The following is a 10,683-nucleotide window of genomic DNA, read 5'->3' on the forward strand; positions in this document are numbered from 1 at the left end:
TCGGCCAACATCAAGGTCACCGGCGTCAATGCCGACCAGGCTGCCGGCATCAACATCGTTCGTCGTGCACTGCAGGCTCCGGCCCGTCAGATCGCGTCGAACGCAGGTGCTGAAGCTTCGATCGTCGCCGGCAAGATCCTCGACAACAAGGGCGCGACCTACGGCTACAACGCCCAGACCGGCGAATATGGCGACATGATCGCCATGGGTATCGTCGATCCGGTCAAGGTCGTGCGCACTGCCCTCCAGGACGCGGCCTCGGTCGCCGGCCTGCTCGTCACCACCGAAGCCATGATCGCGGAGGCTCCCAAGAAGGAGTCTGCTGGCGGCGGCATGCCTGGCGGCATGGGCGGCGGCGGTATGGGCGGCATGGGCGGGATGGGCGGTATGGATTTTTAATCCAGCCCCTATCAGCTTACAGCGGACAGGGCGGCAGCATGCCGCCCTCTCCTTGTGTGCCGAACATGATCGAAACCTTGGAGTGCGTCCCGAGGATCTCGTTCGAGCCTCACCGCATGGTCGAGAATTAGGATCTTGTCCGATCGAGCAATTCGCGGGCTCAACCTGGTCAAACCGGCGCCCCCTACGAACTGCCCGATCCTTGAGGATTCCGCTGCGCGACAATCACGATGATTCATTCAGTTGGTAGCTATAGGCGGTGAATCATGAGGGGCATTGAGGAGCGTGGCAAGGCGCCCATCTCGCCATTTAACTCCATCGAGCGTGATATCAGGGACAATTCTCTCATCGGAACCCGCGGCTGGCGTTGAAGGACCCGGTGAATCATCCTGATCTATAGTGGAGCAGACGCGCTCTGAGCCTCAAGAGCGTTTCCTCCTCTGAGTATCCTTGATCTGCCGCTGGACATTCTCGTTGATATTGCTGAGCGGCTCAGCCCGATGGATCTGCTGAGGATTTCGCACACAAATCAAGAGCTGCGTGTCGCCGCGGATAGTCGCAACGCCTCAAGAAAGGCGGATTCAGGTTCAGGCCATCTGTGGCAGCCCTTGCAACCGGGCTCCAGCAGCGTCTCGTCGTCGTGGCCGAGGGGCCTCGTGACCCCGACGACTGCGCTACGGCCTTGTGGGGCCTCGGAGCGGGCGTGGCAGCGCTTGCACCCGAGCTCCAGCGGCGTCTCATCCTCCTCGCCGAAGGGCTTGAGCCCAGGTCTCAGACCATTGCCCTGGAGGGCCTCGGAGCAGGCGTGGGTGGCGGACATAGCAGCCTGTCCCATACCTATGAATACGTTTGGCTGAAGCAGACCGATGGCTGCGCGTCGAAGCCGAAGCCGTCGAGTTCGCGGACAAACGGGAACTGCGCGATCTTGCTCGACATGAGCGTGTCGAGCTGGTCGCGGATCGCCGTCAACTTCAGCCGATCCAGGATTGCGATCAGCAGGTCATGATCTAGGGTCGTCATCACCAGCTCCCTCCGGCCGCCGCTTCGTACTCGGCGAGTGGCCGCAGCAAGGTGGCCGGGGGTGATCTTGATCCGCTCGGCGCGCACCGGCCCTTCGAAGCCGGCAACGCCGACAAAAGGCTCTGTCGCAAACCTGGAAATGGGGTTGTGAACGGCCATTTCGGCCTGTCCGTCAGGCAGCGAGGAGATCGAAACAGCGATCGACAGCCTTGTAGGCATACCTCGCCTGTCGCTTGCCCATCATGTGGATCATCTCGATGCCGGAGAGGATAACCACGTCGTTCGCATGCGACTTGAAGCCGATAGCCTGGTCGAAATGGCGGCCCTTGAACATCACGTGCTCCTCCACAGCTGAGGCGTTTTTCTTGCCATGCTCGCTTACAAAAAGGTTTGCGACAGAGCCGTTCGAACCGCATGCCGACATCATCGTCAAGGGCGGCCGCGATGTCCATTATGGCCACAAGCTCACCCTGACGACGGGCAGGCAGTCTGTTCTTTCAATTTAGACCAACTATGCGGATGCCGCCTCAGTCAATTCAAGAATGTAACCAATGCCGCGCATGGTCGTGATACGTGGCGTTGCACCTGACCTTCTCAGGTGTCCACGTAAGCGATAGATTCCGACTTCAAGCGCGTTGGCAGATACCTCGTCGTTGAACGAATAGAGGTGATCTTCCAACTGCGCACGAGGCACGATGCGGCCTGCACGGATAAGCAGATGCTCTAAAATACATAGTTCGCGGCGTGCGATCTTCAGAGGATGACCCGAGACGGAAACCTGTCGGCCGATCGGATCGAAATTGAGATTGCCAAATACAACGATGGGGTCGGTCACCTGTGTCGACCGGCGCAGAATGGCTCTCATTCTGGCGATGAGCTCATCGAAAGAGACGGGCTTGAGCAGAAAGTCGTCCGCGCCACCGTTGAAAATTGCAATCCGCTTCTCGAGATCGTTGATGCTACTCATAATGAGGGTTGGAACTGAATGCCCGTTGCTCCTTAGCTGTCTCAGCCAGCCCAAGCCATCGCCATCTGGCAGAGCCAACTCCAGCAGGAGAATTTCATAGGTAGCGCAACAAAATGCCCTCGATGCCTGTTCCAGGTTGCCAACTACATCAACGGCAAAACCGCTATCCCCGAGCGCAACTCGCACAGCGCGCGTAAGATCCACATGATGATCAATGAGCAGCGTTCGCATTTCACGTCCTATCAAGGTCGGACAGGTCACCGTCCGCTGTAAGACCGGGGCGACAGCGGAAGTCGCGCAACTCTTCGTAGTGTTCGTAACGCTCTTTCCGATGGGTGATCGCGGGAGCATGCAAGCCGCACGCCTGCAATAGTCGGGGATGGAACACGTGAAGACCTGTTGACGGGCTGAAACCGTCGGTCGGCGGGCCCACAATGCCACCGACTCTGCCTGCGATTTCTCTGCGCATCGATCCTCCTATGGGTTGCGTCGCAACATCCAGCTGAGGTCGCAAGGGCAGGTTGCGGCTTTGTTCATTGAGAGGACCCCCTGGAGGCAATACCAGGAGGATTCCCTATATGGCACTTCCCGATTTACCACCGGTCATTCCGAACCACGTTCGGCGGCTTTGAAGACACTCATTGAGCGCGGCTAGGTAAATCAAGGGTACGACTGCCGGGTGTCGATGCCGCTTTTGAAGCAGGCATCGGCACCAGCTCGGTGAGCGTCGCCCGCGCAATTCAGCGGACGCGCTCGATACACCCAGTCGAATCGTGCCGCAACTTGCCGCGCCGACAGGGCGCCCGAAGACTTCAGACTTGTGACCGAAGGTCTACGCCCAGTCCTCCTCCCATTATCCACCTCCCTCAAATCAAAGTGGACGTTCAATCTGAACAAATTACGCCATCGTATCACAAACGACTTACCGATCCCCGACGTGCTCTAGCCTTAGTGCTTGTTAAGAAGGTCGGCTACTGTCTCTCCGCGTCGCCGGGCATCGGCGGCGAGCCACACCTCCCCCACCTCATACACGTCGCCGTGGGTACTGAACGGCACAATGACGTCAATGGCAGCCGACAGCAGGTCAAGAAGCGTGTGGTCTTCCACAGCAGCTCCTTGCGGGCTGCTCTTGACGAGTGAAAAGAGCTTTTTAAAGCCTTGGACCGGATCCGCCCCATGAATCGTTGATATTGATCCCGCATGGCCGGAGACGACTTCGCTAAGGTAGGCCCAAGCAGCATCATCGCGCATCTCGCCAAGCAATATTCGATCAGGGCGCATGCGCAAGCTGGCTTGCAACAGTTGCTCGGCTGTCACCGCACCTACGCTTGCTCGGTCCTTCGGATAAAGTAACCGGACATGGTTCTCGTGCGGGATTGCAAGTTCGAGCGTGTCCTCGATACTTATCAGCCTCTCTTGCGGGGGTATAGCGTTGATCAAAGTCTTGCTCATTGTCGTTTTGCCGCTTCCAGTAGGTCCGCAAAGCAGCATCGTGAGCCGCCCGCAAACGCATGCTCGCAAAAATTGCTCCAAGTCACCATGGTCGTAGTGCTGAAGAATCGTTTCGTCCTGCCGCTCTTGGCGCTCCTTTCGTGACCGCCATTGATTCCAACGCGAGTATTCGTAGCGAGAAGAAACTTCCTTGAGTTCGGTCACACGACTTGAGGGACGCCGTATCGTCAGGCTTATTGTTCCTGAGGGAACAGCGGGCGGCAAACAGATCTGCAGCCGCTCTCCGTTCGGCAGCTCAGTCGCACAGAGGGGGCTTTGCGGTCCGACATCTTGCTTGCGCAGCGCTCCAGCGAGGATCGCGATGTCCTCCAGATCGTCATAAGATAGCGGCAGCGGATGTTTCGTGAAAACGCCGGCCTGTCGGACAAAGGCTTCCCCAGGCCGGTTGATAGCGACCTCTTCGGTCCTTGGCTCCTCACGCCATTTCAAAACAGGGTTGAGAAGCAAACGCAATTGAGGGTCAGCCTCCGGTCGCATTGTTGTCTCTCCGGCGTTGGCGATGTTGGGGGGCTGGCGCCACGGCGATCGGTCTAAGATCGTATACATCTGAGAAATCGAGGTCCCGAGCCACAAAGATGGATACAGCATCTCCCTGGTTTTTCTTCAGAGTTGGCGGAACGTTGATCGTTGCTCTAAGGGTCGTGTCAACGGCTTGTCCGGCGTTGCTCTGGAAGCTGTTGATGCCGCTTCCTCCACCTGAGCTGCCAGCGTATTGACCGGCGGCCTGAAACGCGCCTTGAATGACGCTCATGAGCATTGCTCCGCCAAAGCGCTGCCAGAAGTGATTATCCACCGTGCCAGGCATTCCGGAGCGGCCGAGCTCGTCAGCGCCCGGCGACGCTAGCGAAACGAGGGCATGGTCAGGCGTTTCGATGCGCGTCCACAGCACGAAGACACGCGCATCCCCCTGTTGGAGACCACGCTGGATCTCGCCAATCACGGTCGTCCCGCGATCCAAAAGCACCACGTTGTTGGTGGCGCCGCGGACGTCTTTAGGTAAGACGCACTTCACATAACCGGGTAAATTTGTGTCGACTGCCGTTTGCAAAATGCAGGGAATTATCGTTCCTTGGGTAATCACGAGATCAGGGTGCGGCAAAAGTGTGGCCCGGCTTGGCTCCTGTATATCTGGTTTCAATCGCCCCGTCAGATCGCCAGCGTCTGAAATCTCATGCGAGGTCGCGGGAGCATCCCTATGGTTGTCTTCGCTCCGCTGACCGTCGTTGGGCATTTGACCGCTGCCACTGTAGGCGAAAATTGGTGTTTCCTCCGGCGGCGGATCAGCTGGCGCCGGAGGCGGCGTGGATGGCGCAGAATCTCCTGCCTGCGCCGCCTGTACGGGTGCTGGAGCTTCGGGAGCAATCTCAATCGGCACGGGGCGGAATGGCTCGGCGTCGGCGACAATTGGAGGTTTTGGCTGAGTTGGCTCGTCTTGTGTGCTGGGACGACCGCCGAGCCAGATGAGCGATAGAGATGAGATGAGAACAAGAGCAGCGACGGCCAACTTCTGCAATCCCGAAACATGCCGGCGGGCCGGCTCCGAGACCATCGATCCTGAGGCATGGACATCATGTCCCGACTGTGGGCCGGTTTCATTCATCGGCCGGGCCTTTCAAAACGCGCCACACGTCGGGTGTCACTGTACCGGTCCCTGGCGCTCGTCCCACAGGGTCATAAGCCCTGTTGAAAATGGACAAGACCGTATTGCCATCTCTCAGACGCCATTCCCGGGCGACTGCGGATACTTCAACATAGTCTCCTTTGACCGTGTAATTGGCAGCGGCTTCCTTGCCGTCGGGATTGATAATGTAGAGGGAGGGTATGCGGGAATTGCTTGCGAAGCCAAATACGGTGGTAAAGCCATTATCGAAAACTTCCAGCGGCGCCAGCGATCGATCGCCCTTTGCGACGTAGTGAAAATTGCTTTCGTCCGGACTGGTAGTTGCGGCGGGCCGATTCAACAAATCCTGAACTCTCTCGTCGCGCAGCACTTTCGCCCGGGCCTGACCAAGAATCGAGCGCCTTTCTGCGTCCTTTCTCTGAGCAGCAGCCTCATCAGCAGGATAGGTGAACTGCACACTGTAGTATAGGTCAGGTTGCTGCTCATCGAGTTTTGGCATCGCTCTCGTTGAAATACTGAAGACGTATCTCCGTGTACCCGACTCACTCTCGGCCAGCACGACGACCGGCTGCGGCGGGAGCATCCGGCTAGCCTTAAAAAAGAGATAGTTGGCGCGCGGGAGCGCAGCCAGGTCTTTGCTATTGGAAACGGCCACGGCTGCGACTGTCTCGTTGGCCGCGAATGTGACAACCAGCGTTGCCCCCACTGCGGTAGACAGGCGCACCACTTCGTCAGGACGGTAAGCCAGGTAGCGCATGCGCGCATCATGCTTGCCGGCAAGTGGTGTGTCTTCCGCTGACGCTTCCATCGTTAAGAAGAGTGAACAGACCAGCGCGAGAAACGCTCTTTTTGTCATGGCTGCACATAGCCCAGGTTCGATACGCTATCTTCCGAGCTTTGATAGGAAGTGACGAGTAGACCTCCCGGATTGGTGAGCCTCGATTGCCCAGGCAGACCCGTCAAGCGCTCGTAGCGGATGGTAGCTGTCCAGGTGGTCACTATCGGCATCTGCCCATCGACAACAAGCGAACGTTTGTAACGGATCTGTTGAACGTCCGGACTGATGTCGTTTGAAGAAATATGCCCGACCTCGAGCTTGCCGCGTTTGCCGACCGTGACTTGCGGCGAGGTGGGATTCGGATAGTTGAAGAAATCTTGATATTGCTGTCGCACAGCCGGCGCGCTGAAACTGGATACGAGGTCATAGGCGTATTGGGCTGTATCTGCTGTGTACCCCTCGCGCAGGCGTACATATTCCCACAGCGAAGCATTTATGACGGCTCGGTCTTGGGTTGCCGGCAGTCGAGAGACTGACACTTCGCTGTCGACGGTCCCATCCGGCCGGACCCAGAGGAACACAGGTACGAGCTTGGCCAACGGGACCATGGCAGCAATGGTAAATGCCTGTGCAACATTTCCTAGGACCGCCGCTGCGGCAAAGGCTATCAGGGCCTTTGACAGGCGCCGCGCAGACTTCGCTCGTGAAGTTTGAAACGCCTCCACCTTCTTATAGTGGGCGGCTAGCGTTTCTCTCTCCACCAGAAGGGCATGTTCAGGAACTTTCACTTTGGCTCTTCCGCGCATTCGACCCGAAGATCCTCAGGGGTGGTTTCCCATTGTCCCACGTTCAGTTGGAATGGGGCACCCGCGCATGTCGCAAGCCCATGGCTCGTCTTGCAGGCGGCCAAAGCGAGGATTGACAGAAGTAGGCAATATTTCATGTTTTTGGCACCGAGCTTGTCGAGTGATTAAGCACCCGCCGTGTTGGCAAAGTGGCGATTGAGGCTGTTAAGAGGTCGGTTCGCACCTCCCCAAGAGCCGCCGGCGATGCTGCTGGCGATCGTCGGAAGCGCGACGATCAGAGCGTCACCAGCTAGGAAAAGCATGTCGAGCTCGTAAAGCCCGATGATCTTGGCTGCTGTCGTGCCCGAGAATTTGATCATCAAAAGCATGGCTGCCAGCGAGACTGCTTCGGCAGCGATTACTATCGTTGCAACGATGTTGAGGAGGAGAAGCAGCAGCCCGTACGAGAGCAGTTGGCCGATCCATCTGGTGGCTATGTCTCGAGTGTGATCAAAAAGGTAGCCTACAAGGACCAGGGGGCCGATCGTCAAGAGCACCTTCGTCAGAATTCCAACGGCATCGTAGATCTCGAACGCTGTCCACAGCGCGCCGTAGAAAATCCATTGCGCTCCCTCGAAAGCAAGTATGTCCTGGCCGTTCATAGGCCCAATTTCGGAAGCAATCAGCTGAAAGACATACTGGCTTGAAGCAAACATGAGATCGAGCTTCTGAGGGATTCCGATGAAGGGCAAGTCGCTGCCACTGATGTCGTGAGCCAACCTCGGAATCGTGTCGTCGAAGAGCGCTTCAATGTACTGCTGATAGTTGGCCTGCCCTAAGATAAGGGCGACGACAATCGACACCATGATTACGCGCGAGATACCCCCGCGCGCATCGACTTGACCACGCATGACCAGACAGCCTTGGATTATTATCCAGAGCGTGACACACGCAACCAGAGGCGCACTGACCGCCGCTTGGACGTTTTCAAGCACTTTGTGCAGCCCGGACGTGAAGGCCCCATGAAAGATCGTGTGTATAGTCGTGAATGGCGCGGGAATTTTGAAATTCATGGCGTGAGCCTGATGTGTCCCTGATCAGCGCAGCTGAGCCTGATGAACTCTGTGTGGTTTACGGGAGGATGCTAAACATATTAGCGGTGTCCTGATGTTCGCGACGCTGCGTGGCGGCCTCCTCCACGGCGTGAAGGCTCCCTTGTGCAGTGGCCATTGTCAGCAGACTCGTGGCCTGGACATTTTGGATCATCGCATCGTGAATCTGCTTGAGGACCAGGCCGTTGGTCACGGTGGCCTGCATAATATTTCCCGAGCGGGAAAGCTGACCAAGCGTGCCGGCGTTATCCTTAAGGCGCTTGTCCATCATGCCCAAAGTGTCGGCTGCAATAGCTGCGGCATTGGCGGCCCCGGCGATTTGTCCCTGTAACAGTTTCGCTTCTGAATCGGTGCCGTTGACTATCCGATTTGGGTCCTTCGCAATGTTACGGGCCATAATCGAAGCTGGCGCCCGAGCATCAAACATCTGCTCCTCCAGCTTATTGCTCGACGGGTAGTGATTTCCTTGGTTAAGTGAGCTTAGCAGTCCCGTGACAGCGAATGACGACGTTAGAATTGTCACCATTTCAATCGTGGTAGCGAGCGTCTCGATTGACCTCTCAAGGATCGCCGCATTGGAAAGCGCTGTTAAGGTCGCTTGTGTTTCTGTTACAGGGTCGCTGACGATAAATTGCGAACGGGCCTGTCCGTGAAGCAGAAGGGAAGCAGCAAGGGTCGTTACTGCAAGTTTGGCAAATTTCATGAATATTCCTCCGTCAGTCTTGAACTTCGTGGTACCGGGCCATGAACTTGTCGAGCCACCCACTTGGGGCGTCTCCGTGCTGGTTGCGAAGCTGATCGGCAAAGCGCACTGTGTTGGCCCGCCCCGAGAGTACGGCTACGTACTCGCGCATCTGCCCAAGATCGAATTCGCAAACAATACTCCCGCTATCGCGCTTGAGCAAAAACTTGCGGCTGCCGATTGCCATTCCCTGGCGGATTGCCTCGAACTCCTGCGCAGTGCACTTCAAGCCATCGACATACGCAGAGCGGTCCGCCGTCGGTGATGGGTAGAAAATTTTCGTCATACATTGCGCAACGAGACTAGCTCCGAGAGGCGATTCCAGAACGTGTTCAGGCTGCTGCGTTGCGAGTATCAACATGCCGTTGTTTTTGCGGACCGTGAGCAAGAACTTGTCGATAACGGCCGAGAATTGGGGGTTGAGTAGATAGAATCGAAATTCGTCGCAGCTCATCACGAACCGACGACCATCGACGATAGCGCCCACTCGATGCAGAAGGTATGCGGCGGCCGGTGCACAGACCTCCTCATATTCCAGGAGCTGCGTCATGTCGAAGCCCGTAATGGAGGCATCCAGCCTTACTTCGTCCACGTCGCCGTCAAAGGCCCATCCAAGCGCCCCCCCTCTACACCACCGCTGCAGCCGTGCTCCTGCGCCCTCGGAGGGGCTGTGCAATAGGAACTCGCGCAGGCCCGCAAGTGAGCGCATAGGGGGTTCGAACGAAAGCTGACGAACAATGCCGCGTTCCAGCCGACGGCTTTCCTCCGGCGAGATCGGACCACGGCCGTCACTCTCGATCAGGGCCATCAACCACTCGCGCAGAAAGTCCCGAGAGGCGGAGGTGGTGTCCAGTCCCCGCAGAGGGGCCAAGCCGCTCGGAGCGCCTCTGCGCAACGCAAGATATGTCCCTCCCGTGGCTCGCACCAGCAGTTCACCACCCCGATCCTTGTCGAAGAAGACGATCGCACCATTGCGATCAACCAAGCTTTGCTCAAGCATCGCGAGGACAAAGGTCATCAGCGTCGTCTTGCCTTTGCCAACGGGCCCGAATATTGCCGTCATGCCGACGTCATTCTCATGGGGGATGTAGTCGAAAGAAGTTCCACCGTTTGTGCGAAAGCGCGCAACAGCATTGCCCCAGTGGCCGGAACTGGAACCGCTTGGGAAGTTCTCAAATGAGACGAGCCCGGCAAAATTGTGTGAGGTGATCGCCCCCGGGCGCGTGCGCCACCTGTTGTTCCCCGGAAGTTGGGACCAATATGCGGCCTCCATGCCGATGCCCTCTTGGACGATAACGGCGCCCGCGTCGGCCAGCCGTGCGCGGGCACTTGCTGCGCGATCTGCAAGGCTATTGAGGCTGTCGGCATAGACGCACAGGCTCAGATGATGCGAACCCATCACGAATTCGTTGCTTGCCAGTGCGTCCTCTGCCTCGGCAAGTTCATTGATCTGGGTGAGAGCCTTGTCGCCGGCACTCGTCATCTGGCTGGACTTAAGGCTTAGTTTGGCATGAGCTTGCGGGCGAGTAAGGAAGGAAAAGCTCTGGCTCAGGACAAGCGGGAAGTTGGCGGACAGCAAGGAATTTAGCATGCCCGGCCGCGTCGTCGCCGGATTTTCACGGAACGAAAACAATGATCCGACGGAGCTATCCCCGGGCCTTCGAATCTCAAGCGCCCGCTTCCCGCAGATGACCTGGTCAGTGTAGATCGAGGCGCCAAGTGAGCCGGTAACCATCGGAACCGGAAG

The 10,683-nt window shown here is 57.6% G+C and carries 11 protein-coding genes and 1 pseudogene; 1 reads left to right on the plus strand and 11 read right to left on the minus strand.

The genetic code is table 11. The features are described from left to right. The coding region (locus NKH35_RS29885; protein ID WP_352917311.1) for a TCP-1/cpn60 chaperonin family protein at positions 1–399 on the plus strand (399 nt) is incomplete at its 5' end. An 861-nt stretch (positions 400–1,260) separates the two neighbouring features. Here NKH35_RS29885 and NKH35_RS29895 read toward each other — a convergent pair. The 11 genes and pseudogenes from NKH35_RS29895 to virB4 form a co-directional block, all read right to left on the minus strand. Further along, positions 1,261–1,419: pseudogene (locus tag NKH35_RS29895) on the minus strand (ATP-binding protein); the annotation flags it as partial. Between the two features lie 172 nt (positions 1,420–1,591). Next, entirely contained in the window at positions 1,592–1,753 is a 162-nt protein-coding gene (locus NKH35_RS29900) for a hypothetical protein (RefSeq protein WP_373432818.1), read from the minus strand. 177 nt (positions 1,754–1,930) lie between these two features. Then, positions 1,931–2,617: a response regulator gene (locus NKH35_RS29905; protein ID WP_023673698.1), complete on the minus strand. Its 687-nt coding sequence runs from the start codon at positions 2,615–2,617 to the stop codon at positions 1,931–1,933. 717 nt (positions 2,618–3,334) lie between these two features. Beyond that, positions 3,335–4,375 carry a P-type DNA transfer ATPase VirB11 gene (gene virB11, locus NKH35_RS29910; protein ID WP_352917313.1) on the minus strand — a complete coding sequence of 347 codons (1,041 nt, stop codon included), beginning with the start codon at positions 4,373–4,375 and terminating at the stop codon, positions 3,335–3,337. Continuing rightward, on the minus strand, positions 4,359–5,498 hold the full coding sequence (gene virB10, locus NKH35_RS29915; RefSeq protein ID WP_352917315.1) for a type IV secretion system protein VirB10: 1,140 nt from the start codon (positions 5,496–5,498) through the stop codon (positions 4,359–4,361). Before virB10 ends, virB11 begins: the two co-directional genes overlap by 17 nt. After that, the gene (locus tag NKH35_RS29920) at positions 5,491–6,375 is read right to left on the minus strand and encodes a TrbG/VirB9 family P-type conjugative transfer protein (RefSeq protein ID WP_023673701.1); all 885 of its coding nucleotides are present in this window, start codon (positions 6,373–6,375) and stop codon (positions 5,491–5,493) included. The genes virB10 and NKH35_RS29920 overlap by 8 nt, the downstream gene beginning before the upstream one ends. Continuing rightward, a complete protein-coding gene (locus tag NKH35_RS29925) occupies positions 6,372–7,085 on the minus strand; it encodes a type IV secretion system protein VirB8 (RefSeq protein WP_023685154.1) in 714 nt (237 codons plus the stop codon). The genes NKH35_RS29920 and NKH35_RS29925 overlap by 4 nt, the downstream gene beginning before the upstream one ends. Beyond that, positions 7,082–7,240: a type IV secretion system lipoprotein VirB7 gene (locus tag NKH35_RS29930; RefSeq protein WP_081726271.1), complete on the minus strand. Its 159-nt coding sequence runs from the start codon at positions 7,238–7,240 to the stop codon at positions 7,082–7,084. Before NKH35_RS29930 ends, NKH35_RS29925 begins: the two co-directional genes overlap by 4 nt. Positions 7,241–7,267: 27 nt before the next feature. Beyond that, positions 7,268–8,155, minus strand: coding sequence for a type IV secretion system protein (locus NKH35_RS29935; protein WP_352917317.1), 888 nt, complete (start codon positions 8,153–8,155; stop codon positions 7,268–7,270). 58 nt (positions 8,156–8,213) lie between these two features. Continuing rightward, the gene (locus tag NKH35_RS29940) at positions 8,214–8,897 is read right to left on the minus strand and encodes a TrbJ/VirB5 family protein (protein WP_023673704.1); all 684 of its coding nucleotides are present in this window, start codon (positions 8,895–8,897) and stop codon (positions 8,214–8,216) included. A gap of 13 nt (positions 8,898–8,910) precedes the next feature. Beyond that, on the minus strand, positions 8,911–10,683 hold a 1,773-nt coding region (virB4, locus tag NKH35_RS29945), incomplete at its 5' end, for a type IV secretion/conjugal transfer ATPase VirB4 (RefSeq protein ID WP_352917319.1).

Source organism: Mesorhizobium sp. M1143 (assembly GCF_040318435.1).
Taxonomy (GTDB): Bacteria; Pseudomonadota; Alphaproteobacteria; order Rhizobiales; family Rhizobiaceae; genus Mesorhizobium.

Coding starts and splice junctions, on each gene's coding strand:
- NKH35_RS29900 (WP_373432818.1), bottom strand. CDS start 1,753: ATGTTCAAGGGCCGCCATTTCGACCAGGCTATCGGCTTCAAGTCGCAT.
- NKH35_RS29905 (WP_023673698.1), bottom strand. CDS start 2,617: ATGCGAACGCTGCTCATTGATCATCATGTGGATCTTACGCGCGCTGTG.
- virB11 (WP_352917313.1), bottom strand. CDS start 4,375: ATGCGACCGGAGGCTGACCCTCAATTGCGTTTGCTTCTCAACCCTGTT.
- virB10 (WP_352917315.1), bottom strand. CDS start 5,498: ATGAATGAAACCGGCCCACAGTCGGGACATGATGTCCATGCCTCAGGA.
- NKH35_RS29920 (WP_023673701.1), bottom strand. CDS start 6,375: ATGACAAAAAGAGCGTTTCTCGCGCTGGTCTGTTCACTCTTCTTAACG.
- NKH35_RS29930 (WP_081726271.1), bottom strand. CDS start 7,240: ATGAAATATTGCCTACTTCTGTCAATCCTCGCTTTGGCCGCCTGCAAG.
- NKH35_RS29935 (WP_352917317.1), bottom strand. CDS start 8,155: ATGAATTTCAAAATTCCCGCGCCATTCACGACTATACACACGATCTTT.
- NKH35_RS29940 (WP_023673704.1), bottom strand. CDS start 8,897: ATGAAATTTGCCAAACTTGCAGTAACGACCCTTGCTGCTTCCCTTCTG.